26 protein-coding genes, 1 tRNA gene and 1 riboswitch are annotated in these 25957 nt (G+C 72.0%); of the genes, 10 read left to right on the plus strand and 17 right to left on the minus strand.

All coding sequences use genetic code 11. The annotated features are described in order from the left end of the window. Positions 1-29 precede the first annotated feature (29 nt). Both tdh and P0Y31_RS06810 read left to right on the plus strand, forming a co-directional pair. Entirely contained in the window at positions 30-1067 is a 1038-nt protein-coding gene (gene tdh, locus P0Y31_RS06805; protein ID WP_275867645.1) for an L-threonine 3-dehydrogenase, read from the plus strand. Between the two features lie 10 nt (positions 1068-1077). Further along, positions 1078-2271, plus strand: coding sequence for a glycine C-acetyltransferase (locus P0Y31_RS06810; protein ID WP_275867648.1), 1194 nt, complete (start codon positions 1078-1080; stop codon positions 2269-2271). Between the two features lie 10 nt (positions 2272-2281). On the opposite strand, the gene P0Y31_RS06815 is transcribed toward P0Y31_RS06810, so the two are convergent. The 3 genes from P0Y31_RS06815 to P0Y31_RS06825 are packed head-to-tail and all read right to left on the minus strand — an operon-like array spanning position 2282 to position 4143. Then, complete coding sequence (locus tag P0Y31_RS06815) at positions 2282-2740, minus strand: OsmC family protein (RefSeq protein WP_275807497.1); 459 nt, start codon at positions 2738-2740, stop codon at positions 2282-2284. Position 2741: 1 nt separating this feature from the next. Continuing rightward, entirely contained in the window at positions 2742-3281 is a 540-nt protein-coding gene (locus tag P0Y31_RS06820; RefSeq protein WP_275867672.1) for a DUF1697 domain-containing protein, read from the minus strand. 1 nt (position 3282) lies between these two features. Further along, positions 3283-4143, minus strand: coding sequence for a PhzF family phenazine biosynthesis protein (locus P0Y31_RS06825; RefSeq protein ID WP_275867674.1), 861 nt, complete (start codon positions 4141-4143; stop codon positions 3283-3285). A gap of 33 nt (positions 4144-4176) precedes the next feature. Between P0Y31_RS06825 and P0Y31_RS06830 the strand changes: the two genes are divergently transcribed. Continuing rightward, the gene (locus P0Y31_RS06830; RefSeq protein WP_275867677.1) at positions 4177-4809 is read left to right on the plus strand and encodes a histidine phosphatase family protein; all 633 of its coding nucleotides are present in this window, start codon (positions 4177-4179) and stop codon (positions 4807-4809) included. A gap of 30 nt (positions 4810-4839) precedes the next feature. On the opposite strand, the gene P0Y31_RS06835 is transcribed toward P0Y31_RS06830, so the two are convergent. Continuing rightward, entirely contained in the window at positions 4840-6321 is a 1482-nt protein-coding gene (locus P0Y31_RS06835; RefSeq protein ID WP_275867679.1) for a glutamate--cysteine ligase, read from the minus strand. Positions 6322-6511: 190 nt separating this feature from the next. On the opposite strand from P0Y31_RS06835, the gene P0Y31_RS06840 reads away from it, so the two are divergent. Continuing rightward, entirely contained in the window at positions 6512-7696 is a 1185-nt protein-coding gene (locus P0Y31_RS06840; protein ID WP_275867681.1) for an exonuclease SbcCD subunit D, read from the plus strand. Next, positions 7693-10767, plus strand: coding sequence for an SMC family ATPase (locus P0Y31_RS06845; RefSeq protein WP_275867684.1), 3075 nt, complete (start codon positions 7693-7695; stop codon positions 10765-10767). The genes P0Y31_RS06840 and P0Y31_RS06845 overlap by 4 nt, the downstream gene beginning before the upstream one ends. Before the next feature lie 79 nt (positions 10768-10846). Here the strand turns inward: P0Y31_RS06845 and gcvP are convergent, their stop codons facing one another. From gcvP to P0Y31_RS06895, 10 genes are all read right to left on the minus strand, one after another. Further along, entirely contained in the window at positions 10847-13723 is a 2877-nt protein-coding gene (gene gcvP, locus P0Y31_RS06850) for an aminomethyl-transferring glycine dehydrogenase (RefSeq protein WP_275867686.1), read from the minus strand. A 75-nt stretch (positions 13724-13798) separates the two neighbouring features. Beyond that, positions 13799-13906, minus strand: a riboswitch (glycine riboswitch). A 74-nt stretch (positions 13907-13980) separates the two neighbouring features. Continuing rightward, on the minus strand, positions 13981-14562 hold the full coding sequence (locus tag P0Y31_RS06855) for a MerR family transcriptional regulator (protein ID WP_275867688.1): 582 nt from the start codon (positions 14560-14562) through the stop codon (positions 13981-13983). A 146-nt stretch (positions 14563-14708) separates the two neighbouring features. Further along, positions 14709-15218, minus strand: a complete 510-nt coding sequence (locus tag P0Y31_RS06860; RefSeq protein WP_275811302.1) for a bifunctional nuclease family protein — start codon at positions 15216-15218, stop codon at positions 14709-14711. 33 nt (positions 15219-15251) lie between these two features. Next, complete coding sequence (locus P0Y31_RS06865) at positions 15252-15938, minus strand: MerR family transcriptional regulator (protein ID WP_275867690.1); 687 nt, start codon at positions 15936-15938, stop codon at positions 15252-15254. A 53-nt stretch (positions 15939-15991) separates the two neighbouring features. Then, positions 15992-16447: an FHA domain-containing protein gene (locus P0Y31_RS06870; protein ID WP_275811307.1), complete on the minus strand. Its 456-nt coding sequence runs from the start codon at positions 16445-16447 to the stop codon at positions 15992-15994. 130 nt (positions 16448-16577) lie between these two features. Further along, positions 16578-16967 carry a glycine cleavage system protein GcvH gene (gcvH, locus tag P0Y31_RS06875; RefSeq protein ID WP_275867692.1) on the minus strand — a complete coding sequence of 130 codons (390 nt, stop codon included), beginning with the start codon at positions 16965-16967 and terminating at the stop codon, positions 16578-16580. Between the two features lie 60 nt (positions 16968-17027). Continuing rightward, positions 17028-17840: a DUF881 domain-containing protein gene (locus P0Y31_RS06880; RefSeq protein WP_275867694.1), complete on the minus strand. Its 813-nt coding sequence runs from the start codon at positions 17838-17840 to the stop codon at positions 17028-17030. Beyond that, on the minus strand, positions 17837-18169 hold the full coding sequence (locus P0Y31_RS06885; protein WP_275867696.1) for a small basic family protein: 333 nt from the start codon (positions 18167-18169) through the stop codon (positions 17837-17839). Before P0Y31_RS06885 ends, P0Y31_RS06880 begins: the two co-directional genes overlap by 4 nt. Further along, a complete protein-coding gene (locus tag P0Y31_RS06890) occupies positions 18166-19173 on the minus strand; it encodes a DUF881 domain-containing protein (protein ID WP_275867698.1) in 1008 nt (335 codons plus the stop codon). The genes P0Y31_RS06885 and P0Y31_RS06890 overlap by 4 nt, the downstream gene beginning before the upstream one ends. Then, positions 19170-19790 (minus strand): CDP-alcohol phosphatidyltransferase family protein, encoded by a 621-nt coding sequence (locus tag P0Y31_RS06895; protein WP_275867700.1) that lies wholly within the window; start codon positions 19788-19790, stop codon positions 19170-19172. Before P0Y31_RS06895 ends, P0Y31_RS06890 begins: the two co-directional genes overlap by 4 nt. A 68-nt stretch (positions 19791-19858) precedes the next feature. On the opposite strand from P0Y31_RS06895, the gene P0Y31_RS06900 reads away from it, so the two are divergent. The 3 genes from P0Y31_RS06900 to P0Y31_RS06910 are packed head-to-tail and all read left to right on the plus strand — an operon-like array spanning position 19859 to position 22249. Then, complete coding sequence (locus P0Y31_RS06900) at positions 19859-21010, plus strand: aminotransferase class I/II-fold pyridoxal phosphate-dependent enzyme (RefSeq protein ID WP_275867702.1); 1152 nt, start codon at positions 19859-19861, stop codon at positions 21008-21010. 39 nt (positions 21011-21049) lie between these two features. Continuing rightward, entirely contained in the window at positions 21050-21622 is a 573-nt protein-coding gene (locus P0Y31_RS06905; protein WP_275867704.1) for a dienelactone hydrolase family protein, read from the plus strand. 54 nt (positions 21623-21676) lie between these two features. Continuing rightward, positions 21677-22249 carry a DUF664 domain-containing protein gene (locus P0Y31_RS06910; RefSeq protein ID WP_275867706.1) on the plus strand — a complete coding sequence of 191 codons (573 nt, stop codon included), beginning with the start codon at positions 21677-21679 and terminating at the stop codon, positions 22247-22249. A 65-nt stretch (positions 22250-22314) separates the two neighbouring features. Here P0Y31_RS06910 and P0Y31_RS06915 read toward each other — a convergent pair whose 3' ends face one another. After that, positions 22315-22506, minus strand: coding sequence for a hypothetical protein (locus P0Y31_RS06915; RefSeq protein WP_275867707.1), 192 nt, complete (start codon positions 22504-22506; stop codon positions 22315-22317). A gap of 253 nt (positions 22507-22759) precedes the next feature. Here P0Y31_RS06915 and P0Y31_RS06920 point away from each other — a divergent pair, with 253 nt between their 5' ends. Together P0Y31_RS06920 and P0Y31_RS06925 are read left to right on the plus strand one after the other, a co-directional pair. Beyond that, complete coding sequence (locus P0Y31_RS06920; protein ID WP_275867709.1) at positions 22760-23065, plus strand: hypothetical protein; 306 nt, start codon at positions 22760-22762, stop codon at positions 23063-23065. 202 nt (positions 23066-23267) lie between these two features. Then, positions 23268-24158, plus strand: a complete 891-nt coding sequence (locus P0Y31_RS06925) for an LLM class flavin-dependent oxidoreductase (protein ID WP_275867710.1) — start codon at positions 23268-23270, stop codon at positions 24156-24158. Positions 24159-24232: 74 nt separating this feature from the next. Here P0Y31_RS06925 and P0Y31_RS06930 read toward each other — a convergent pair. Both P0Y31_RS06930 and der read right to left on the minus strand, forming a co-directional pair. Further along, a tRNA-Pro gene (locus tag P0Y31_RS06930) sits at positions 24233-24306 on the minus strand. Between the two features lie 104 nt (positions 24307-24410). After that, positions 24411-25868, minus strand: coding sequence for a ribosome biogenesis GTPase Der (gene der / locus P0Y31_RS06935; protein ID WP_275867713.1), 1458 nt, complete (start codon positions 25866-25868; stop codon positions 24411-24413). Between the last annotated feature and the right edge of the window lie 89 nt (positions 25869-25957).

The raw sequence follows: 25957 nt of genomic DNA on the forward strand, positions 1-25957 counted from the left end.
ACTGTAGGCGCTGCCACTATGTTGGGCGCGTGCGAGCACTCGTGAAGACCACCGCCGGTCCCGGGCTGGAGATGCTGGACGTCCCCGAGCCGGAGGTCGGCCCCACCGACGTGAAGATCCGCGTGCTGCGGGCGGGCCTGTGCGGCACCGACCTGCACCTGGAGCAGTGGGACGACTGGGCGGCCTCGACGGTCAAGCCGCCGATGGTCATCGGGCACGAGTTCTACGGCGAGGTCGTCGAGGTGGGCGAGGACGTCACGAGCGTCCTGGTCGGTCAGCGCGCGTCGGGCGAGGGCCACATCGTCTGCGGCACGTGCCGCAACTGCCGGGCCGGACGGCGGCACGTCTGCATCCACACCAGGGGTGTCGGGGTCAACCGCGACGGCGCGTTCGCCGACTACGTCGTCATCCCGGCGAGCAACGTGTGGGTGCAGCCCGACGACCTCGACCCCGACCTCGGCGCGGTGTTCGACCCCTTCGGCAACGCCACCCACACCGCGCTGTCGTTCCCCATGGCCGGGGAGGACGTCGTCATCACGGGCGCAGGTCCGATCGGTGTCATGGCCGCGGCCATCGCCCGCCACGTCGGAGCCCGGCACGTGGTCGTGACCGACATCAGCGACTACCGCCTCGAGCTGGCCAGAAACGCCGGCGCCGACCTCGTCGTCAACGCCGCCCGCAGCAACCTGCGCGAGGCCATGACCGAGCTGGGCATGAAGGAGGGCTTCGACATCGGGCTCGAGATGTCCGGCGTGCCCTCGGCCGTCGAGGACATGCTCGCCAACATGAACCACGGCGGCCGCGTCGCGATGCTGGGCCTGCCCAAGGACCCGTTCCCCATCGACTGGGGCCGGGTCATCACGCACATGATCACCATCAAGGGCATCTACGGCCGCGAGATGTACGACACCTGGTACGCGATGAGCTCGATGCTGCAGACCTCACCGGTCCTGCGCGAGCGCGTCGCCTCGGTGATCACCCACCGCTTCCCTGCCGAGAAGTGGCAGGACGCCTTCGACGCCGCGCGCTCCGGTCAGTGCGGCAAGGTCGTCATGGACTGGAGCTGAGAGGACACGCATGTACGGCACCGTGAAGGACGAGATCCGCGCCACCCTCGAGGAGATCGAGGCAGCCGGCCTGACCAAGAACGAGAGGGAGCTGACCTCCCCCCAGCAGGCCCACATCACCACCGCCAAGGCGGAGGCGATCAACTTCTGCGCCAACAACTACCTCGGGCTCGCCGACCACCCCGACGTGGTCGCGGCCGCCACCCGGGCGCTGCAGGACTGGGGCTTCGGCATGGCCAGCGTCCGGTTCATCTGCGGCACGCAGACGCTGCACAAGACGCTCGAGCACGCCGTCTCGGACTTCCTGCAGATGGAGGACACGATCCTCTACTCGTCGTGCTTCGACGCCAACGGCGGGGTCTTCGAGGTGCTCTTCGGCGAGGGTGACGCGATCATCTCCGACGAGCTCAACCACGCCTCGCTCATCGACGGCATCCGGCTGTCCAAGGCCTCCCGCTACCGCTACCGCAACGCCGACATGGCCGACCTGAGGGCCCAGCTCGAGGCCGCCAAGGCCGCGGGGGCGCACCGGACGGTGGTCGTCACCGACGGCGTCTTCTCCATGGACGGCTACCTCGCACCGCTGGACCAGATCTGTGACCTCGCCGAGGAGTTCGGCGCCCTCGTCATGGTCGACGACTCGCACGCCGTGGGCTTCATCGGCGACGGCGGCCGCGGCACGCCTGAGCACTTCGGTGTCATGGACCGGGTCGACATCATCACCGGCACCCTCGGCAAGGCCCTCGGCGGCGCCTCCGGCGGCTACGTCAGCGCGCACCAGGAGATCGTCGACCTGCTGCGCCAGCGCTCGCGCCCCTACCTGTTCTCCAACGCGGTCGCCCCCGTGGTCACGGCCGGCTCCCTGAAGGCCATCGAGCTGGCCCGCGCCTCCGGCGAGGGCCGCGAGACGCTCCGGCGCAACACCGCCCTGTTCCGTGAGCTGATGGCGGCCGAGGGCTTCGACCTGCTCCCCGGCAACCACCCGATCACGCCCGTGATGTTCCCCGGCGAGGACGGCGCCCGGCGTGCCGCCCAGATCGCCGACGAGATGCTCACCCACGGTGTCTACGTGATCGCCTTCTCCTACCCCGTGGTGCCCAAGGGGAAGGCGCGCATCCGCGTGCAGCTGTCGGCGGCGCACTCCGAGGAGGACGTGCGCGCCTGCGTCGCTGCCTTCGTGGCGGCGCGTGACCGCGTGGGGTGAGGGACCTGCGCTAGGAGCCGGCGCCGGCCTCGCGCGTCGTGATCGGCGTTCCCCGCTCGACGGTGCGGCTCACCGTGCACAGCCGGTCGTGGGAGCGGGCGATGGCACCGGGCAGGCGGTCGCGGGCCTGGTCGCCGTCCGCCCCCTCGGGGAAGGTCACCGTGAACTCGACCCGCAGGTCGCCCATGTGGTTGCCGCTGTCGTCGCGCTGCTTCTCCCCCGACGCCTCCACCGTGAACGTCTCGGGGTCGACCCGCTTGGTCGTGATGTAGTCGACGTCGATGGCCGTGCACCCGGCGATGGCCGCCAGCAGCAGCTCGACCGGGCTGAACTGCTCTCCGCCCCCTCCGATCCGCATGGAGCCGCCCCGCTCGTTGGTCACGTCGAAGACGCCCTTCTCGACCCGGGTCAGCGTCACCGACCGGTGCCCCGTGCCGGTGCCGCCGGTCTCCTCGGCCATGTCGGTCATGTCAGGTTCCCCATTTCTGCGCCAGTGTGCGGACGACGGTCAGGTTACGGGTCGTGGCGGCGGCCCCGGTGATCCGTTCCACCTCCGCGTTGCCGAGGCGTGCCTCGTGGAACGCCCGGCCGAGCTCGACGAGCACGTCCCGACCGATGACGTGGGCCCTCTCCCCCGGCACCTCCCAGGCCGCGAGCCGGGCCGCCGCCTCCTCGGCGACGTCCTGCTGGCAGAACGCGACGTAGCGTCGCACCTCCCCCTCGAAGGAGGGCGGTATGCCGTCGGCGGCCTCCACCAGCATGCTCAGCTCTGCGGGCCGCCGGGCCATGGCGACGATCTCGAACCCCGCGGCAGCGGAGAGGCACTCCCCCACCGCCTGCTCCACCTTCGCGAGGCTGCGCATCGGGGTCGTGACGAGCACGTTGCCGGTCTGGATGTGCGAGGCGACGTCCAGGAAAGCGTTGTCCTCCAAGACTTTCCGGGCGTGTTCCATCTTGAGGACGCGCTTGCCGACGTTGACGGCCCGCAGCAGGACGACGTAGGTGGGCATGTCAGAGGTGCACGACTCCCTCTCCGACCTCGACGACCAGCCCGCCCACCTGCACGACGCCCTCCTCGGAGACGCTCAGGTCGAGCGTGGACGGCCGGCCGACCTGTGCGCCCTGGCTGATCCGCCACGACACGCCCGTGCGACCCTGCGCGACCAGCCAGGCCCCGAGGTTGGAGCAGGCCGAGCCGGTGGCCGGGTCCTCGACCACGGCCGGGCCCTGGGTGAACAGCGCCCGCGCCTCGACGGTGTCGGGCCCCGTCGGCGCCCAGAGGTAGACCAGTGTCTCCCCGCCCCGGGTGCCCATGCCGGCATACCGCCGCATGAGGGCGGCCTCGCCCACAGCGCGCCGCACGACCTCCACCGAGGAGGCCTGGGCGATGATCTGGCCGCTGCCGGTGCTGACCTGCTGGACGGGACCCACGAGGTCACCCTCGGCCAGCCCGACCGTCCGGGCGATCTCGGCCGGCTCGAGGTCGCGCTCGACCTTGCCCTCGTTGGCGGTGAGGACCCACTCGTTGCCGTTGGCGCGCACCGGGACCACCCCGGCCGCCATGGACAGTCGCACCCGGTTCCCGGTGTCGAGCAGGTCGCGGACCACGTGGGCCGTGCCGAGGGTCGGGTGCCCGGCGAAGGCCATCTCGTAGTGGGGCGTGAAGATCCGCACCCGGGCGTCCGCCTTCGGGTGGTACTGGCCGTCGGGCGGCATGACGAACGTGGTCTCGGAGAGGTTGAACTGCCGGGCCAGGCCCTGCATCTGCTCCTCGTCGAGGTCGGCAGCGTCCTCGAAGACGCACAGCGGGTTGCCCGAGAACGGGTCCCCCTCGTTGGCGAAGACATTCAGCAAGCGGAACGGCAGCCTCATGGGCCCACTGTGGCAGACCGTAGGGTGACGCGGGTGGAGACCGCAGAGGTGCAGACCGAGCAGACGACGACCCTGAGGCAGCCGGAGGGGAGGCTCGTGCTCGTCCGCCACGGCGAGACGGAGTGGTCGCGCACCGGCCAGCACACCGGCGTCACCGACCTGCCGCTCACCCCGGCCGGGGAGGAGGCCGCCAGCGGTCTCGCCGGAGCCCTGGAGGGCTTCGACTTCACGCTCGTGCTGTCCTCCCCCCTGGAACGGGCGCGCCGGACGGCCGAGCTGGCCGGCCTGCGGCCCGAGCTCGACCGCGACCTCGTCGAGTGGGACTACGGCGCCTACGAGGGCCTGACCACGCCCCAGGTCCGTGAGCACCTCGGCTACGACTGGACCGTCTTCGAGCACGGCGTCGCCCCCGGCGAGACGCCCGGCGAGTCCGTGGAGGAGGTGGCTGCCCGAGCCTCACGGGTGGTGCGCCGCGCCACGAGTGCCATGACCGCCGGTGACGTCGTCCTCGTCGCCCACGGGCACCTCCTCCGGGTGCTCACCGCCGTCTTCCTCCAGAAGGAGCCCCGCTTCGGCGCGCAGCTGCTGCTCGACGCCGGCGCACTCAGCGTGCTGGAGTTCGAGCGCGGGCTTCCCGCCGTACGCATGTGGAACCGGCCCGCCTGAGGCGGGCCGCCGGCATACGCGCCCTGCCCGTCAGGGCAGCGGCCAGGTGTGCACGGGCTCGTTGCTGTGCATGTGGCCGTGGTAGAGCTCGAGCATGCGGCCCAGGGCGGCCTGTCGGTCGAGCCCCTGCGCCTGAAGGCGCTCGACGGCCTGCGTCTGCCAGGTGGCACCGTTGCTGCCGGTCTTGCACCGGCCCTCGATGACGGTGAGGTAGCGCTCGCGCACCTGGTCCGACACCCCCCACTCCCTCAGTCCCTCGTGGGCCAGCGGCAGCAGGTGCCGCAGCACGAGCTCGTCGACGCTGACCTGGCCGTAGCCCGGCCAGTAGAGCGTGGCCTCGATGCCGTCGCGGGCCGCGTTGTGGAAGTTCTGCTCCGCGACCCCGAAGCTCATCTTGGTCCACACCGGGCGGTCGTCGGCGGCGAGCTTGCGGATGACGCCGTAGTAGAAGGCGGCGTTGGCCATGACGTCGACGATGGTCGGGCCGGCCGGCAGCACACGGTTCTCGACGCGCAGGTGGGGGCGTTCGTGGACGATGTCGTAGATGGGGCGGTTCCACCGGTAGACCGTGCCGTTGTGCAGCCTCAGCTCCGCGAGCGAGGGCGCCTCGCCCGCCTCGAGCTTGGCCACCGGGTCCTCGTCCGAGACCTCGGCCAGCAGGGCCGGGAAGTAGCGCACGTTCTCCTCGAACAGGTCGAAGATCGAGGTGATCCAGCGCTCGCCGAAGAAGACGCGCGGCCGCACGCCCTGGTTCTTCAGCTCCACGCTCCTGGTGTCGGTCGCCTGGCTGAAGAGCTCGATGCGGGTCTCGGCGTGCAGCCGCTGGCCGAAGAAGAACGGCGAGTTGGCGGCCAGCGCGATCTGCGGGGCGACGAGGGCCTGCGCGGCGTTCCAGTGGGCCGCGAAGTCAGCCGGCGCCACCTGCAGGTGCAGCTGCACGCTGGTGCAGGCCGACTCCGGCGCGATGGTGTCGCAGTAGGTCGCGACCCGTTCCCCCGTCGGCCCCTCGATGTCGAGATAGATGTCCTCGCCGCGCGCGACGAAGATCGAGTCGTTGAGCGCGGTGTAGCGGTTGTTGGCGCTGATCCACTCGCCCTGGAAGTGCTCCGGCATGATCGTCGGCAGGATGCCGACCGCCACGATGTGCGCATCGTGCCGGGCGGCCGCCTCGTCCGCGCGGTTCAGCGACCCGCGCAGCTCCTCCTCGAGGTGCAGGGCCTCGTCGCCGGGCAGCGGCCGGGGCCTCACGTTGAGCTCGATGTTGTAGCGCGCGAGCTCGGTCTGGTAGTTCGGGTCGGCGATGGCCTCGAGCACCTCGGCGTTGGCGAACCTCGGCTGGAAGTGCTCGTCCACGAGGTTGAGCTCGATCTCCAGGCCGGTCATCGGCCGGTCGAACTCGAAGTGGCTGTGGGACAGCATCCGCTCGAAGACGTCCAGGTTCTGGCGCACCTTCTCGCGGTAGCGCTGACGCTGCTCGCGCGTGTAGCTCTGCGCGGTGACCTCTTCGCCCAAGGGGACCTCCCTGACGTGACGACGTGCCTTCGCTGACGGACGTGCCTTCGCTGCATCGACCCAACCACACCGGTGGCACCGCGGCCACCGGTTGTGCGGCGGTCGTGGTGTGCTCATTCTCTCGGGCGGATCCGGGGCACGCCCGGCGAAATCAGCAGCCCTGTCGGCGGCCTCTCCTAGCCTGCGTGTCGTGCGGCTGATCCACACCTCCGACTGGCACCTGGGGCGCTCGTTCCACCAGGTGGGGCTGCTCGACGCCCAGGCGGCCTTCATCGACCACCTCGTCGAGACGGTTCGGGCCGAGTCGGTCGACGCCGTGCTGGTCTCCGGCGACGTCTACGACCGCGCGCTGCCGGCCCCCGACACGGTCGAGCTGCTCTCCGAGGCGGTCACCCGGCTCATCGACACGGGCGCCCAGGTGGTGCTCTCCAGCGGCAACCACGACTCGGCGATCCGGCTCGGCTTCGCCGCGCGGCTGCTCGAGCGGTCGGGCCTGCACATCCGCTCGTCGGTCCGCTCCATCGGTCGACCGGTGTTCGTCGACGGCGTCGCGATCTACCCGCTCCCCTACCTCGAGCCCTCCATCGCCGCCGACCCGCTCGGGGCCGGTGAGCGCACGCACGCCGGCGTGCTCGCCGCCGCGATGGAGCGGGTGCGCGCCGACCGCGCGCAGCGGCCGGGGCCGTCGGTGGTGATGGCCCATGCCTTCGTCAACGGCGGGGCCACCAGCGACTCCGAGCGCGACATCACCGTCGGCGGCGTGGCCATGGTGCACCCCCGCGTCTTCGACGGCACAGACTACGTCGCCCTGGGCCACCTGCACGGCCGGCAGCAGATCGACGAGACGGTGCGCTACTCCGGCTCCCCCGTGGCCATGTCCTTCAGCGAGGCGTCGCACACCAAGGGCTCGTGGGTCGTCGACCTCGACTCCTCCGGGGTGCGCTGCGAGCAGCTCGAGGCGCCGGTGCTGCGGTCCCTCGCCCTGCTGCGCGGCGACCTCGCCGACCTGCTCGAGCGGCCCGAGCACGCCCACGCCGAGAAGTCCTGGTGCCAGGTGACCCTCACCGACGCCGTGCGGCCGCTCGGTGCCATGGAGCAGGTGCGACGCCGGTTCCCGCACACGCTGTCGCTGCAGTTCGACCCCCAGGGCGCCCCGGTGCCGGTGAGCTCGTATGCCGCCCGCGTCGCCGCCCGCTCGGAGGTGGACGTCTGCTGCGACTTCCTCGCGCACGTGCGGTCGGGGCACGCGGCGACCGAGGCCGAGCGGGAGGTCATCGCCGGCGCGGTGGAGGCGGCCCGGCTCGCCCGCGCCGGCCACGACGACGAGGGAGCTGCCGCCGGGCGTCCCGACGTGCGGCGCGAGGGCGTGGCATGAGGCTGCACCGGCTGTCGATCACCGCCTTCGGCCCCTTCGCGGGCACGGTCGACATCGACTTCGACGAGATCTCGTCCGCCGGCCTGTTCCTCATCCGGGGCGCGACGGGGGCAGGCAAGACCAGCATCCTCGACGCGATCTGCTTCGCCCTGTATGCCGACGTCCCCGGCGCCCGCCCCTCGGGCCGGTCGCTGCGCAGCGACCACGCGCCCCGGGACGTCGTGCCCGAGGTGACCGTGGAGTTCACGGCCTCCGGCCGCCGGTTCCGGGTCACCCGCTCGCCGGAGTTCCTGCGACCGAAGAAGCGCGGCGACGGCGAGACGAAGTCGCCCGCGCGCGTCGTGCTGCACGAGCAGGTGGGCGGCACCTGGGTCGGCAAGGACAACCGCCACGACGACGTGGCGGCGGTGCTCCGCGAGGTGCTCGGCATGGGCCTCGAGCAGTTCAGCAAGGTGGTGCTGCTGCCCCAGGGCGACTTCGCCGCCTTCCTGCGGGCCACGCCGGAGGCACGACGCGAGGTGCTCGAGCGCCTCTTCGACGTCTCGTCCTACGCCGCCGTCGAGCAGTGGCTCGCCTCCGAGCGGCGTCGCACCGCCGACGAGCTGGCCGGCCACCAGCAAGCACTGGCCACCGACCTGGCCCGCCTCGCCGACGCCGTGGCCGACGCCCCGGTCGAGGCCCTGGCCGACCTGCCCGACTGGCGCGAGCTCGAGCCGCACCAGGTGGGCGAGCAGTGCCCGCGCCTGCAGGCCGTGCTCGAGGCCCACGCCGCGCAGGCTCTCGCTGCCCTCGACGCAGCGACGACCTCGGCGACCACGGCGACCACCCGCCTGCAGGAGGCCGAGCAGGTGATCGCCCTGCAGGAGCGCGCCCGCACCGCCGCGACGAGGCTCGCCGAGCTCGACGCCGGCGCTCCCCTGCACCAGCAGGCCCGCGACGCGCTGGCCGCCGCCGCACGGGCGGCGGCGGTGGGAGGAGAGCTGCGGGCCCTGGAGCGGGCCGACTCCACCCTGCGTTCCGCAGCGGCCGCGGCCGAGCAGAGCGCTGTGGCGCTTGCCCCGTTCGGGCTGGACGACCGCGGTCTCGACGGCGTCGCCGCCTGGACCGACCGACTCGTCGGCCAGGAGGACGGCCTCGCCGAGGCCGTGCGCCTCGAGCGCGCGGTCGCCGAGCGGGCCCGGCGGCGGGACGGCCTCGAGGCTAAGGCCGCTGCAGCCGAGGCGTCGGCAGCCACTCTGGCGGGCACGGACGCCGGGCTGGAGCTGGCGTGCACGGAGGCCGAGCACCGGCTCGGTGAGGCCAGGACAGCGGCGGCCGCCCTCGACGGCCGGTCGGCACGGCTGCGCGACACCGAGCACCTGCTGCGGGTCCGCCTCGACCACGAGGAGGGAGCGGCCGCCCGGGTCGGGCTGGCCGAGCACGTCAGCCTGGCCCGCACGCGCGAGCAGGAGCGGCGCGAGCACCTGCTCGACCTGCGTGAGGCCCGGCTGGCCAACATGGCCGGCGAGCTGGCCGAGCACCTGTCCTCCGGCGAGCCCTGCCCGGTGTGCGGCTCGGGCGAGCACCCGAGCCCGGCCGTCCGCACGGTCGAGGTCACGGCTGACGACATCGCCGTGGCGGAGGCGGCCTGGACTGCAGCGCAGCAGCAGCACGCCGCCCTCGAGCGAGAGCTGGTGGCAGCCGACACGGCGACCGCAGCCCGCCTCGAGCTGCTCGGCTCGCCGCCGCCGTCGGTGGAGACCCTTCGCGAGGCAGTGACCGTGGCCCGCTCCGAGGTGGAGCAGACGGGTCGGCTGGCGGAGCAGGTCTCCTCACTCGAGGAAGGCCTGTCAGCTGCCCGCGCCGAGCGCGCGTCGCTCGCAAGCCGCGTGGAGGCGCTGCGGGCCGAGGCCGTCGGTGCCCGGGCGACGCTCGACGAGCTCGAGCGGGCCCGGACCGAGGAGCTCGAGACCCTCCGTTCGCTGCTCGAGACGCACACCCGACTCTGCCCGTGCGCCGCGCCCACGGCCGCACCCGGTGGCGACGAGGGCCGCGAGCCCGAGGCCGCCGTCGCCCTCGCCGCCCACCGGCGGACGATGCTTGCGGCGCAACGCCACGTGGACGCGCTGCGGGTGCTCGATGCCGCCACCGAGTCCCGGCAGGCGGCGTCCGACGCGGCAGCGACGTCCCTGGCCGCACACGGGTTCACCGATCCGGGCGAAGCGCGGGCAGCCGCCCTCTCGGCCGACGAGACCACCCGGCTGCAGCGGCTGTGCGACGACTACGTCCGCGCGCGCACCGAAGCCCAGGCAGTGCTCGCCGACCCCGCGGTGCAGGCCGCCGCTGAGGTCGAGCCGCCCGACGTCGACTCGCTGCGCGGGATCGCAGTGCAGGCGCAGGGCGACCTGCTCCAGGCCAAGGACGCCGAGACCCTGGCCCGTCGCACCCTCGCCGCCGTCACCCGGCTCGCAGCAGACCTCGTGCGCCAGTGCGAGGAGCTCGGCCCCCTGGCGGAGCGCCACGCGCTGGTGCGCGACCTCGCCGACACCTTCGCCGGCACGGGCGGCAACAACGCCCTGCGGATGCGCCTGTCGGCCTTCGTGCTGGCCGCCCGCCTCGAGAAGGTCGCCGAGCTCGCCAACGAGCGGCTGGCCGTCATGGGCGACGGCCGCTACCGGCTCCAGCACTCCGACGACCTCGCGGCTCGCGGCGCCCGCAGCGGCCTCGGCCTGAGGGTGCAGGACCTGTGGACGGGCCAGACCCGTGACACCTCGACCCTCTCCGGTGGCGAGGCGTTCATGGCCTCGCTCGCCCTCGCGCTCGGACTCGCTGACGCGGTGCGCGAGGAGTCCGGCGGTTTCGACCTGCAGACGCTGTTCGTCGACGAGGGGTTCGGCACCCTCGACGACGAGAGCCTGGAGCAGGTGATGGGTGTGCTCGACGGGCTGCGGGAGGGAGGGCGCGCTGTCGGCGTCGTCAGCCACGTGGCCGAGCTGCGCACCCGCATCCCGTGCCAGGTGACCGTGCACAAGACCGAGAGCGGCTCCACCGTGCGCGTCTCCACCGCGGCAGGCAGCGAGACAGCGGCTTGAGAGTACGACGAGGGGCCCGGCAGCTGCCGGGCCCCTCGTCGGTTCACGCCGTCACTCGGGTGCTGTCACTCCCGGGCCGTCACTCCGCCGCCAGCTCCTCCGGGGACGGGCAGGAGCAGACGAGGTGGCGGTCGCCGTACGCGCCGTCGATGCGGCTCACCGGCGGCCAGTACTTGTCGGCGGCGTCGACACCCACGGGGAAGGCGGCAGCAGAGCGCTCGTACGGGTAGTCCCACTTGCCGGCCAGGGCGGCCGCGGTGTGGGGCGCGTTGCGCAGCATGCTGTCGGCCAGCGAGACCTCCCCGGCCTCTACCTCGGCGATCTCGCCGCGGATGGCGACCATCGCGTCGCAGAACCGGTCGAGCTCGTAGAGGTCCTCGCTCTCGGTCGGCTCCACCATCAGGGTGCCCGCGACGGGGAACGACATCGTCGGGGCGTGGAAGCCGTAGTCGATGAGCCGCTTGGCCACGTCGTCGACGGAGACGCCGGTGCGCCTGGTCAGGTCGCGCAGGTCGAGGATGCACTCGTGGGCCACGATCCCCTCGTGTCCCGAGTACAGCACCGGGAAGTGCTCCCGCAGGCGGGCCGCGACGTAGTTGGCGTTCAGCACCGCCACCTGCGTGGCCCGGGTGAGGCCGGCACCGCCCATGAGCCGGACGTAGGCCCACGAGATCGGCAGGATGCTGGCCGACCCATAGGGCGCCGCGGAGATCGGGCCGACACCGGTCTGCGGACCAGCCTCGGGGGCGAGGGGGTGGTTCGGCAGGTACGGCGCGAGGTGCGAGCGGACCGCGACCGGACCGACACCGGGGCCGCCACCACCGTGCGGGATGCAGAACGTCTTGTGCAGGTTCAGGTGCGAGACGTCGGCGCCGAACTTGCCGGGCTGGGCCAGTCCGACGAGGGCGTTGAGGTTGGCCCCGTCGACGTACACCTGGCCGCCGGCGTCGTGCACCAGGCCGCACAGCTCCGTGATGGTGTCCTCGAAGACGCCGTGCGTCGACGGGTAGGTGACCATGATCGCGGCGAGCTGGTCGCGGTGCTGCTCCGCCTTGGCGCGCAGGTCGTCCATGTCGATGTCGCCGCCGGCAGCGGTCTTCACCACGACCACCTTCATGCCCGCCATGACCGCGCTGGCCGCGTTGGTGCCGTGCGCGCTGGCCGGGATGAGGCAGATGTTGCGCTCTCCCTGGCCGTTCTCGCGGTGGTAGGCGCGGATCGCGAGCAGGCCGGCGAGCTCACCCTGGGAGCCGGCGTTGGGCTGGAGCGAGACGGCGTCGTAGCCGGTGATGGTGCACAGCCACGAGGCGAGGTCGTCGATGAGCCCGCGGATGCCCTCGGTCTGCGCGGCCGGTGCGAACGGGTGCAGACCCGCAAACTCCGGCCACGTGACGGCCTGCATCTCGGTCGTCGCGTTGAGCTTCATCGTGCACGAGCCGAGCGGGATCATCCCGCGGTCGAGCGCGAAGTCGCGGTCGGCGAGCCGGCGCAGGTAGCGCAGCATGGAGGTCTCGCTGCGGTGCGCGTGGAAGATCGGGTGCGTGAGGTAGTCGCTGGTGCGGACGAGGCGCTCCGGCCACTGCGGCGCCGCCACCTCGACCGAGCGCAGCCCCACGACGCCGAAGGCGGCCCAGACGTGCTCGAGGTCGGTCAGCGTGGTCGTCTCGTCGGTGCTGACCGAGACGTGGTCGCCGTCGACCCGCCACAGGTTCACGCCCCGGTTGGCGGCCTCGCGGACCACCTCGTCGGCTCGGCCGGGCACGGAGGCGGTGATGGTGTCGAAGTACGTCTCCGTCCGGACGTCGACGCCCTCCTCCCGCAGGCCGGTGGCCAGGGTGCGGGCGTGCGCGTGGGTGCGCCGCGCGATCGCGGCCAGCCCCTCGGGGCCGTGGTACACGGCATACATCGAGGCCATCACGGCCAGCAGCACCTGGGCGGTGCAGATGTTGGACGTCGCCTTCTCGCGGCGGATGTGCTGCTCGCGGGTCTGCAGGGCGAGCCGGTAGGCCGGGGCGCCGTCGGCGTCGACCGAGACCCCGACCAGCCGGCCGGGCAGGGAGCGCTCGAGCCCGGCGCGGACACTCATGTAGCCGGCGTGAGGACCGCCGAAGCCCATGGGCACGCCGAACCGCTGCGTGGTGCCGACCGCGACGTCGGCGCCCCACTCCCCCGGCGGCGTGGCCAGGGTCAGGGCGAGCAGGTCGGCGGCGGCTGCCACGAGGGCCCCGAGCTCGTGGGCGGCCTCGGCCACGGCGCGCCAGTCGCGCAGCTCGCCGTCGGCACCGGGGTACTGCACGAGCACACCGAAGACGTCCCGGTCTCCGGCGGCAGCGCGCAGGGCGTCCGCGCTCGCGACACCGGTCAGGTCGGCGACCACCACGCCGAGGCCGAGCGGCACTGCCCGGGTCTGCATGACGGCCAGGGTCTGTGGGAAGACGTGCTGGTCCACCACGAGCACGGCGTCGGCCGCGGCCTTGCTGGCGCGGCGCATCAGCGTCATGGCCTCGGCGGCGGCGGTGCCCTCGTCGAGCAGGGACGCCCCGGCGGTGGGCAGACCGGTCAGGTCGGCGACCATGGTCTGGAAGTTCAGCAGCGCCTCGAGGCGGCCCTGCGAGATCTCCGGCTGGTAGGGGGTGTACGCGGTGTACCACGCCGGGTTCTCGAGCACGTTGCGCTGGATGACCGCCGGCGTGACCGTGTCGTAGTAGCCGAGGCCGATCATCGACGTGTGCACCTGGTTGCGGGCGGCGACCGCCCGCAGCTCCTCGATGACGGCGGACTCCGAGGGCGCGGGGTCGATGTGGAGGGCGCGCTCGAAGCGGATGGCCCCGGGCACGGCCACGTCGGCGAGCGACTCCAGGGAGTCGTGGCCGACGACCGAGAGCATCTGTGCCACGTCCTCCTCGGACGGGCCGATGTGCCGGGCGACGAACTCGGGGAGGGCGTGGTGGGACATGAGGCTCCTGACACGATGCGACGAAGGACGCCTCCCCATCTGTCACGCCGCGCGAGGTCGTCGCTCCAGAGGTGCCTGATCCGCGCGGTCCTGGCGCCTGAGAGGTTCCGGGGAGTTTGCCCCTTCGGCGCCCCGCCGTACCGCCGTGGCGACGGCACGCGGGGACTCTCCCGCGCGGGGTGTTCAGCACGTCAAATCTACAGCAGAGCCCGCCTCCCCGGGGGAAGGCGGGCTCGTGCGAGGCGGGTGCGAGCGGGTCAGGCCAGCCTGGCCTGCCGGCGGGCGGTCAGCTCGTCGTCCGGGTGGGCGGCCGGCGTCTCGTCCTCGGTGCGCTCGCTCGGCAGCTCGGCGAGCTCGCCCTCGACCTCGCGCCACACGCGGCCGACGGCGATGCCGAAGACGCCCTGGCCGCCCTGGACCAGGTCGATGACCTCGTCGGCGGAGGTGCACTCGTAGACGGAGGCGCCGTCGCTCATCAGCGTGATCTGGGCGAGGTCCTCGACGCCGCGCTCACGCAGCGCCTGGATGGCGACCCGGATCTGCTGGAGCGAGACGCCGGTGTCGAGCAGCCGCTTGACGACCTTGAGCACGAGGATGTCGCGGAAGCCGTAGAGACGCTGGGTGCCTGAGCCGGTGGCGCCCCGCACGGACGGCTCGACGAGGCCGGTGCGGGCCCAGTAGTCGAGCTGGCGGTAGGTGATGCCGGCAGCCTTGCAGGCGGTGGGGCCGCGGTAGCCGATGTCCTCGCTCAGCTCAGGAAGGTCGTCCGTGAACAACAGGCCCTGCGCTGCGACCGGCACCGTCGTCGTGCCGGGCTGGGGCTTCCCAGTAGGGTTCACGGCGCTCACCTCCTGTGTAACTACACTGCTCGTATTAGGGACTCCCTGACGGTACGGCCGCACAACGCCGCACGTCAACGACCTGTGGACCCTCCGGCTACGGCGTGTCGCGCCGCCCCGGCATACCCTGCATGTCCAGTTGAGGCTCAAGGTTCGGTGCTCTGCGGGCCCTGCTCCGTGCCGGACTCGCCGGGCTTCTGGAAGTCCTCGGCCGAGACGTGGTCGAGGAACTCCTTGAACTTCTCGACCTCGTCATCCTCCTCTGGAGCCATGGACACCCCCGCCTCCTCGAGCAGGCTCTCCCCCGCGATGATCTCCGTCCCGGTGCGCAGGGCCAGGGCGATCGCGTCGGAGGACCGCGAGGAGATCTCCACCTTGCCGTCGAAGACGAGGGCGGCGTGGAAGACGCCGTCCTTGAGGGCGACGATGCGCACCTCGGTGAGCTGGTGGCCCAGCCCCTCGATCACGTTCTTGAGCAGGTCGTGCGTCAGCGGGCGCGGAGGCTCGATGCCCTGCTGGGCGTACGCGATGGCGGTCGCCTCGGCGGCCCCGATCCAGATCGGCAGGTAGCGGTCCCCGCCACGCTCGCGCAGCAGGACGATCGGGTGGTTGGTGGGCATCTCGACCCGGACGCCGAGGACGTCAAGAACCTTCACTCCCCCACCGTACCCCGCACGCAGGCACCCGTCTCAGGCCTGGCCGAGCCCGTCCTTGACCAGGGCCGTGTGGAGCGCGATGCACAGCCGCAGGATGTCGCCGGTCGGGTCCTCCTTGCCGGCCCGGCCACCTCGGCCGCGCAGCGGCGCGGCGACCTGCTGCACCAGGCCGATCTCGCGGTCGGCGGCCGTGCGGAACGGCCGCAGGTGGCGAGGCTCGATGCCGTATGCCGCGAGCCCGGCGGCTGCGTGCGCGATCGCCAGCGCAGCCTCGCCGTAGTGGCCCCCGCCGTCGGGGCGAAGGAGCCCGAAGGTGTCGAGCGCGTCCAGCGTGGGCGTGTCGAGACCGGCGGAGGCCGCCAGCTCCTCGCGCGTCAGGCGCAGAGTGCCCGGACGGGTCAGCTCAGCCGCGGTGGGGACGTCCGGGTCGGCGGCGGGCCGCGGCGGTTGCGGTCGCTCGCCCTCGCTGTCGCCCGGCGGCGTGAGCCCGCGGTCGAGGGCGTCGAGCGACTCACGGATCACCTTCAGCGGCCAGAACCGGTCGCGCTGGGCGGTCAGGATGTAGCGGAGCCGCTCGACGTCCTCGTCGGAGAAGTGCCGGTAGCCCGACGGGGTGCGCTCGGGCGTGATCAGCCCCTCGGCCTCCAGGAAGCGGATCTTGGAGATGCTGATGTCAGGGAAGTCCGGCTTCAGGGCGTCGAGAACCGCCCCGATGGTCATGGCGCGCCTGACCCTGCGAGCACTCACCTGAGGTCCGGCCCGGCGGTGGGGGTTCAGCCCTTGCCCGCGTAGAACACCAGGCGGAACTTGCCGATCTGCACCTCGTCGCCCGTCTGCAGCGCGACCTCGTCGATGCGCTCACGGTTGACGTAGGTGCCGTTGAGCGAGCCCACGTCGCGCACCACGAAGGTGTCGCCCTCGCGGCGGAACACCGCGTGCTTGCGCGAGACCGTGACGTCGTCGAGGAAGATGTCGCTGTCCGGGTGGCGGCCCGAGGCCACCTCGTCATCGTCGAGGAGGAAGCGCGCGCCGGTGTTGGGGCCACGCAGCACCACGAGGAGCGCCGTGCCCGTGCGGAGCGCGTCGACGGTCGCCTGGTCAGCCTTGCTGAGGGCGACCTCCGCCTCGGCCCCGGTCTCGATCTGCTCCAGGCCGCTGATGCCAGGAAGGCGCATCGTCGTGGGCTCGTGGGCGCGGGAGGCCTGCTCCTCGTGCTCGCTGCCAGTCATCTACCGGGCTCCTCGTCTGGTGTCTCGTGCGCGCTTCTAGCAAAACACAAAAGGTAGGTGATGCTTCCGCCTTGCCGCAGGAATTTGACCGGCACGCGCTGCGGCGTGCCGTCGCGGCGAGCGGTCCGGCTCAGCCGAGCTGGTCGCGGTAGGCGGCCGGGTCCATCAGCCCCTCGACGGCGGCCAGGTCGTCGACCTTGAGCTCGTACATCCAGCCCTCGCCGTAGGGGTCGGTGTTCACCAGCTCGGGTGTGGCGTCCAGGGCCTCGTTGACCGCGGTCACCTCGCCGGCGAGCGGGGCGTAGAGGTCGCTGACCGACTTTGTCGACTCCACCTCGCCGCACGCGTCGCCCACCGCGACCGTGTCGCCCACCGTCGGGAGGCTGACGTAGACGACGTCGCCGAGGGCGTCCTGGGCGAAGGAGGTGATGCCCACCCGGACCACCCCGCCGTCGCCGGCGCGCACCCACTCGTGCTCGGCGGTGTAGCGCAGGTCCTCGGGGTACTCCAGCTCGCTCATGGTTCTCCTCGTCGAGAGTGGGTGCGTGGGTCGTGCTGCGGGTGGTGCTCGTCGTGCTGGTCAGCGGCCTGCGGGGCCAGGGACGGGGCGAGCGTACTGAGGCTCTTCGAGGGTGTGCAATGCGGTGATGGAGACCGAGTCCCGCTGGTCCACCGTCGAGACCGCGCCGAGCCGTCGCACCGACTCGTTGACACCGCCGGGGATGTCCATGGCGGACGCCATGGTGGCGCTGCCGCCGATCGCCGTGATGACGTAGGGCGACTTCACCGGCACGCCGCTGACCTCGATGCCGTCCGGGGTGTCGGAGAAGTAGGTGCTGGCCACCGCGCGGACCGAGCCGATCTGCACGGCCTCGGCGCCGGCGTCGCGCAGCTCCTGGAGGGCGTCGAGCAGCAGGGCGCTGGTGACCTTGCCCGCCGGGTCGTCGATGGTGAGCACGATGCCCGAACCCTCGGCAGGGGCGCTGCCCGAGAGGATGCCGAGGGTGTCGACCCGCTCCTGGGCGGCCCTGAGTGCCTCCGCGCTGTTGTCCGCGCCGCTGGCCAGCCGGTCGCGGGTCAGCTCGAGCGCCCGGGCGTCGTTGCCCAGTCGGGCCGCGTCCTGCGTGACGTCGTCGAGGATGCGCACGAGCTCGTCCTCGCGCAGCTGCTCCAGCCCCTGCTCCTGGGTCTGCTGCACCTGGGTGGCCAGGGCGAACCCCAGCACGATGGCCAGCAGGGCGGCGAAGAGGTTGGCCCGGGTGGCTCGGGGCCGGGCCATCCGGAACATGGCCCGCCAGGAGCCCTGCGGACGGGGCTCGTCGCCGGGCGGTGTCGGCGCGCCGCCGGGTTCGGTGGGCTGGGTGGGCTGGGTGGGCTCGGTCGGGTTGCTCATGCGTGGAACAGGTGTCGGCGGATCGAGGCGACGTTGGAGAAGATGCGGACGCCGAGGACGACCACGACGCCGGTGGACAGCTGGGAGCCGACGCCGAGCTGGTCGCCGAGGTAGACGATGAACGCGGCGACGACCACGTTGGCGAGGAACGAGACGACGAAGACCTTGTCGTTGAAGATGCCGTCGAGCACCGCCCGGACGGCGCCGAAGACGGCGTCGAGCGCCGCGATCACGGCGATGGGCAGGTACGGCTGGAGCCAGAGCGGCACCTCCGGCTGCAGGAAGACGCCGATGAGGATGCCGCCGATGAGGCCGAGGACCGGGATCACTGTGCTGGCTCCGTGGTGTTGGTCGTGGTGGTGGGCGAGGTGCTCGTGGTCGGTGTCCCGGTGGGAGGGGCGCCGGTGGTCGGTGTCCCGGTGGTCGGCGCGCCGGTCGCCGAGGCGCTCCCTGGCACGGACGCGTAGCGCGTGGTGAGGGAGGTGGCGGCAGGCACGCTCAGGCGCTCCGACCCGGCCATCGTGACACGGACCCCGTAGTTGTCCTCGAGGGCACGCACGTAGGAGCCACCCGCCGTGTCGGCGAAGTTCACCTCGAGGTCCGGCGAGCCGAGGGCGGTGATGACGTAGGGGCGGGTGAGCGGCCGGTAGTTGACCAGGATCGCCTCCCCGGCGAAGCGGATCGCCGAGCGGGCGGTGAGGCGCTGGCCGTTGATGGCGATGGCCTCGGCGCCGGCCTCCCACAGCCCGTTGGTGACGATCTGGAGGTCCTTGGACAGCACCCTGCCCTCGTCGTTGTCCCCCTGGGTGCGGGGGTCGCCGTCGGCGCTGCCGCTGTCGCCGCCACGGGCGTCGTCGAGGGTGATGGTCAGGCCGGGCCCGGTCACGGCCGTCGCCCCCGAGACGAGGGCCAGCGACGACAGCCGCCCCGACAGCCCACCCTCGCCACCGAGGGCGCTCGCCTGGAGCCGGTCGATCTCGCCCTGCAGGGCCTGCACCCGCTGGGCGCTCTGGTCGGCGGTGACGCGCCGAGCCTCGATCTGCTCGACGAGCTCGGCGCGGGCCCGGGACGGGGCCGCGTCGCGCTGGCGCAGGGACACGGCGCCCACCGCGAAGAGCAGCCCGAGCACGATGGCGGCGACGAGGACGGCAGGCGTGCGGGTGCTGGTGGCCGGCGGAAGTCCTGCTGCCGCGCGCCGTTCGGCCGCCGCGGCATACCCCGGGTCGAGGGGCCGCTCCATCATCGAGGTCAGCAGGGTCATCGACTCGTCGGGGCGCCGCCCGGGGAGCGTGGTCTGCTGCTCGGGGACGCGGTGCGAGGTGGGAGGCGTCATCCGGGCACCGACGCCGCGCGCGCGCTCAGGACGACCTGCCGGGCCTGGACGATGTACATGACGCCGGCCAGCCAGTACAGGCTGGTGCCCCACCAGGCGAAGGCCCAGCCCACGGGCAGGGCCCACTCCGCGAAGGTGCTCTGGCCCTCCCCGAGGAGGAGCAGCGGGAAGGCGTAGAGGAGGTTGAAGGTGGCGGCCTTGCCGACGAAGTGCACCGGCAGGCCGGTCTGCCCGTAGCGCTTGATCACGGCGAGCACGGCTGCCAGCAGCACTTCTCGGCTCACGAGGACGGCCACCAGCCACCACGGGATCACGTCCCGCCAGGCGAGGCCGAAGAGCGTGGTGGCGATGTACAGGCGGTCGGCCAGGGGGTCCAGCAGCTGCCCGACGCGCGAGACCAGTCCGAAGTGGCGCGCGATCTTGCCGTCGAGGTAGTCGCTGACCCCGGAGAGCATGAGCGTGACGAGGGCGATGACGTCGTGCTCGGCGAGGATCGCCCAGAGGAAGACCGGCACGCCGATCAGGCGCAGCACCGACAGCACGTTGGGCAGGGTGAGCACGCGGTCGGAGACGGCCGCCTCCCCCGGGCTGATCGTCTGCTCGCCCTCACGTGCCACGGACAAGAGCCTATGCGCTGGGGCACGGCCTGCCGTACCCGGCTCGCCCGACTCCGTAGAGTCACGACATGGACGACCCGCTGCTGGCGCCGACCCTCTCCGACCTGCGCCGACGGAGGGGGCTGAAGTGGCGACTCCACGGCGACGACGTGCTGCCGCTGTGGGTGGCTGAGATGGACGTGCTCCCGCCCGAGCCCGTGGTCTCCGCGGTCGCCGAGGCGATGGCGCTGGGCGACACCGGCTACCCCTGGGCGCGCGACTACACCGAGGCCGTGGCCGGGTTCGCCGAGCGCCGGTGGGGCTGGTCGCTCGAGCCCGCCAGGGCCAGGCTGGTGCCCAACGTCATGCTGGGGATCAGCGAGGTGCTGCGCCTGCTGACCGATCCCGGCGACGCCGTCGTCGTGAACTGCCCCGTCTACCCGCCGTTCTACGCGTTCGTGCGCAACCTCGGCCGGAGGGTCGTCGAGGCGCCGCTGACCGAGGAAGGGCGCATCGACCTCGCCACCCTCGCGGAGGCCTTCGGCGACGCCACGCGCGGGGGCGGCCGCGCGGCATACCTCCTGGCCAGCCCCCACAACCCCACCGGCGCGGTGCACACCGCGCAGGAGCTGACGTCGGTGGGTCGGCTCGCGGCCGAGCACGGGGTGCGGGTGGTGGTCGACGAGATCCACGCGCCGCTGGTGCATGCGCCGCACCGGTTCGTGCCCTACCTCTCGTTGCCAGTGGGCTCGGTGGCGTTCTCGGTCTTCTCCGCGAGCAAGGGCTTCAACCTGGCCGGGCTGACGTCGGCGGTCGTCATCCCCGGTGACGAGGCCGCCCACGAGCTCGCCGCCATGCCTGAGGAGGTTGCCTACGGCGCCAGCCACGTCGGCTCGATCGCCCAGGCCGCCGCGCTGCAGGAGGGCGACACCTGGCTCGACGCCCTGCTCGCCGGGCTCGACCGCAACCGCCACCTGCTGCGCGACCTGCTGGCCGACCGGCTCCCCGCCATCGGCTACCGCGTCCCCGAGGGCACCTACCTGGCCTGGCTCGACTGCCGGGCCCTGGGGCTCGGCGACGACCCGACGGCCCAATTCCGCGAGCGCGCCAGGGTGGCGCTCAGCCGCGGCCCCGACTTCGGCACCGGCGGCGCCGGCCATGCGCGGCTGAACTTCGCGACCTCGCCGAGCATCCTGAGCGAGGCGGTCGAACGGATGGCGGCCGCCTCCCGTGATGGCTAGGGTCAGGAGCCGGATCACAGCCGACCAGGGGGCGACAGCATGGCCGAGGTAGTCCTGTTCCACCACGCGCAGGGACTGACGCCCGGCGTGCTCGCCTTCGCCGACGCGCTGCGCCAGGCAGGTCACACCGTGCACACCCCCGACCTCTTCGAGGGACGGACCTTCGACACCGTCGAGGCGGGCGTCGGGTATGCCGGTGAGGTGGGTTTCGGCGAGGTGCTCGAGCGCGGGGTGCGCGCCGCCGAGGCCCTGCCCGCCGAGGTGGTCTATGCGGGGTTCTCGCTGGGGGTGATGGCGGCCCAGAAGCTCGCGCAGACGCGCCCGGGTGTTCGCGGTGCGCTGCTGCTGCACGCATGTCTGCCGGTCTCCGAGTTCGGTTCCGCCTGGCCGGCGGGGGTGCCCGTCCAGGTGCACGCGATGGACGCCGACCCGTTCTTCGTCGACGACGGAGACATCGACGCGGCGCGGGCGCTCGTCGCCGAGGCCCAGGACGCGGAACTGTTTCTCTACCCCGGCGAACGGCACCTCTTCGCCGACAGCTCGCTCCCCTCCTACGACCCCGACGCCGATGCGTTGCTGCGCGAGCGGGTGCTGGCGTTCCTCAGCCGCTGAGCGAAGCGGAAGTTCCTGCCACGGTGTGTCCGGAACCGGTCCTAGGGTCGTGTCATGACGACCACTGACACCTCTTGGACGCCTGAGCCCTGGGAACCGCCGTTGGCCGGCAGCGAGGAGGAGCACCTGCTCGGTGCGCTCAACCGGCTCCGCTTCACCTTCCGCTGGAAGGCCGGGGGCCTGACCGCCGCCGGCCTGCAGACCCGGGTCGGCGCGTCGTCGCTGACCCTCGGCGGACTGCTCAAACACCTCGCCGCCGTCGAGGACTACCACTTCACCGCGAAGATGCGGGGCGAACCGATGGGCGAGCCGTGGGAGTCCTTCGGCTGGGACGGCAGCAACGACTGGGAGTTCACCTCCGCCGCCGACGACACCCCCGAGGAGCTGTATGCCCTGTGGGACGGCGCCGTGGAGCGTTCGCGGGCCCGCGTCGAGGCCGCGTTGGCTGACGGCGGCCTCGACCAGCCCGTGCACGTGTCCGCTCCGGACGGCACGCACGCCAGCCTTCGCCGGCTCCTCTGCGACCTCATCGAGGAGTACGGGCGGCACACCGGGCACGCGGACCTGCTGCGCGAGGCCGTCGACGGCGTGGTCGGCGAGGACCCCCCAGCCGGCTGGCGGCCCTGACGGCGACGGCTCCTGCGCCCCGCCCGCTCGTTGTGAGGGTGCACGGTCTGGCGACCGTCTACACGCTAGCCCTGGCCCTCGGACCGACTCGAAGAGGACCCGCTGACGTCCCGGAGCGCGTGACGCACGGCCAGCCGGATGACCCAGTAGGCGACCAGCGCCACGACGATCCAGCTGACCACGACGGCCAGAAGGACCAGCGTGGACCCTGTGCCCTCCAGGAGAGCCATCTGGTCGTTCGCCTCCGCGACCCACATGCTGCCCACCGTTCCCCCTGCTTGACCGTTACCCGACTGTCGACTCCGCGCAGCCTATCCGGGGCATGGACCTGGGCGATGGCCTTCTCCCCCAACGTCTTGAGGCGCCCTTCGCGGAGCCCCGCCACACCGCCGGTGCAGCCGGTCGAGGTGGGGCTTCCCTCCACCTAGGGTGCCTGTGAGGGCTGGTCCAGATGCCAGAACGTGGTGTGCCACGGCGGCACGAGGTCGCCCAAACCACAAGGACACCACCATGAACCTGTCATCGTCTGCCCGCTCCCTGGTTGTCACCGCAGCCGTCGCCGCCACGGCCGGCTTCGGCCTGGGGGCGGTGGCAACCACCTCCTCGAGCGCGGCCGTGGGCACGAAGCCCCCGAGCCCGGTGGCCAACACGGCCGAGCCGACCTACGAGCACAGCCGCCCCAACCGGATGAGCGTCGAGATGCGGCGCTACCTCGACGGGAAGGCCGCCAAGCCCGAGGCCGACGGCAGCACACGCCAGATTTCCGGAGACGGCGCCGGGGTGCGCATCCTCCCCCACGACGTGAAGGGACCGTGACCGCGAGCTGGGCCCCACGCCAACGTGCGGTTCTGCGGGCCACGCTCCGCGGCGCGGGCGCTCCGGGGCCTGGCTGCGCGGAGCGCCACCTTGATCCTCAACGGCCTAGATCGGCAGACGGCTACGTTCGCCGTCTTGACCGGTCGGAGGGCCGGACTGACGATGAGCCTGAGGAACCCACTGCCGCGATGGCGAGGCCGGTATGTCCACGTTGCGCTTCTGCGCCTACCAGTACCAGCACCTCCCACTCGGCACACTCCGTCATCGGTGGAGGGAAGCAGAGGACCTCGGGTTCGACGTCCTGTGGAACTGCGACACGGTCGTGGAGCCGGACCGACCGCAACACATGATGTTCGACGGCCCAACCACGCTGGCAATGATGGCGACCGAAACGCATCGCATCCGCGTAGGCACCTTGGTCTCGAGCCTGTACTTCCGGCACCCGGTGACGCTGGCCAAGGCCGCAATGACTGTGGACCACCTGACACAGGGCCGCGTCGAGGTGGCACTGGGTGTCGGCGACCCATCGGCTGGAGGTCCCGCCGCCGGAGTGGCACTGAACGCCGCCGAACGGGTGGCACGGTTCCGTGAGTTCGTCGAGGTTGTCGATCTGCTGTTGCGCCAGAAGGTGACGACATACCAGGGGGACTACTACCGATGTGAGGGTGCGGAGACGGTCCCCTTACCGGTCCAACGGCCGCGTCCGCCCATCACCGTCGCTGCTCACGGCCCCAGGATGCTCCGGATCGCTGCACAGCACGCCGACGGGTGGAGCTCCTGGGGAGGCTACGGCGTGGTGACCGAGGAGGACTTCTACCGCGTCACGGCGGAGCGGTGTTCCCGGTTCGACGACCTCGCCGCCGGACTCGGCCGCGACCCGCGGCAGATCCGACATTCGTTGGTGTGCTTTCCACCCCTGACACCGTGGGAGTCACCCGAGTACTTCGCCGACATGGTTGGCAGGTTTCGTTCTCTCGGGATCGATGAGTTCGTCCTCTACTGGCCAGGGTCGTGGCGCCCGGACCACTCCGAGGACGAGGTCTTCCGAGAGGTGGCGACCACCATCATTCCGAGACTGCGGTCGGAGGCATGATGCTCCTCAGCGCGCGGTTGGCGCGGGCATGAGAACGGGGCCGGACCTGCGTGAACAGGTCCGACCCCGATCGGTCGGGCTGACAGGATTTGAACCTGCGACCCCTTGACCCCCAGTCAAGTGCGCTACCAAGCTGCGCCACAGCCCGAATCTTCAGTTGTCACCCGCTTCCACGAGAAACCCGCGGGAGCGAACGAAACCCTAGCGCACGGCATACCGCTGCTTGAAATCAGGTATGCCGTGCGCCCGCCGTCACTTGCGGCGGCGCTTCTCGCGCACGCGCACCGACACCTCGATGGGCGTCCCTTCGAAGCCGAACTCCTCGCGGAGGCGGCGCTCGAGGAAGCGGCGGTAGCCGGCCTCGAGGAACCCGGAGGCGAAGATGACGAACCGCGGGGGCCGCGTGCTCGCCTGCGTGGCGAACAGGATCCGCGGCTGCTTGCCACCCCGGACCGGGTGCGGGTGGGCGGCGACGATCTCACCGAAGAAGGCGTTGAGGCGGCCTGTGGGCACCCGGGTGTCCCAGGAGTCGAGGGCCTTCTCGATCGCCGGGACCAGCTTCTCGACGGCACGGCCGGTCTTCGCGGAGATGTTCACCCGCGGAGCCCACGGGATCTGCACGAGCTCACGCTCGATCTCGCGCTCGAGGTAGTAGCGGCGCTCCTCGTCGAGCAGGTCCCACTTGTTGTAGGCCACGACGAGGGCACGCCCGGAGTCGATCACCTGCTGCACGACCCGGATGTCCTGCTCGGCGATGCTCTGCTCGGCGTCGATGAGCACGACGGCGACCTCGGCCTTCTCCAGCGCGGTCTGCGTGCGCAGCGAGGCGTAGAAGTCGGCTCCGCGGGTCTGGTGCACGCGGCGACGGATGCCGGCGGTGTCGACGAAGCGCCAGGTCTTGCCGCCGAGCTCGATGAACTCGTCGACCGGGTCGCGGGTGGTGCCGGCGACGTTGTCGACGACCACCCGGTTCTCGCCCGCGAGCTTGTTGAGCAGCGAGGACTTGCCGACGTTCGGGCGCCCGATCAGGGCGACCCGCCGCGGACCGCCGCGCTGGTAGGCCTCGCCGTAGGCCGACACGTCGGGCAGCACCTCGAGCACCGCGTCGAGCACGTCGCCACTCCCCCGGCCGTGCAGGGCGGAGACCGGCCACGGCTGTCCGAGGCCCAGGTTCCACAGGGCAGCGGCGTCGGCCTCGGTGCGCTGGTCGTCGACCTTGTTGGCCACGAGCACGACAGGCTTGCCCGCGCGGCGCAGCAGCTTGACCACGGCCTCGTCGTCGTCGGTCGCGCCGACCGTGGCGTCGACGACGAACATCACGACGTCGGCGAGGTCGACGGCCACCTCGGCCTGCTCGGCGACGCGCAGGTGGATGCCAGTCGCGTCGATCTCCCAGCCGCCGGTGTCGACGAGCGTGAAGCGTCGTCCGGACCACTCCGCGTCGTAGGCCACGCGGTCACGGGTGACGCCGGGCACGTCCTCGACGACCGCCTCGCGGCGGCCGAGGATGCGGTTGACCAGGGTCGACTTGCCGACGTTCGGACGTCCCACGACGGCGACGACGGGCAACGGACCGGCCTCGGCGGCATACCCCTCGTCGAGTCCCTCGCTCTCGAGGAGCGAACGGTCCTCCTCGGTGAGGTCGAACTCCTCCAGCCCAGCGCGCAGGGCGCGCTCGACAGAGGTGTCGTCGGTCAGGTGCTCGCTCACAGCGGGTTCCTTCAGGCGGGATGGGGGTGGGTTCCGCGGCGGTATGCCGGTCAGCGGGCTCTCGCGGTCGGCTCACCGCTGCGGGTGTC

Origin of the sequence: Knoellia sp. 3-2P3 (assembly GCF_029223115.1) — a bacterium.
GTDB lineage: Bacteria > Actinomycetota > Actinomycetes > Actinomycetales > Dermatophilaceae > Pedococcus_A.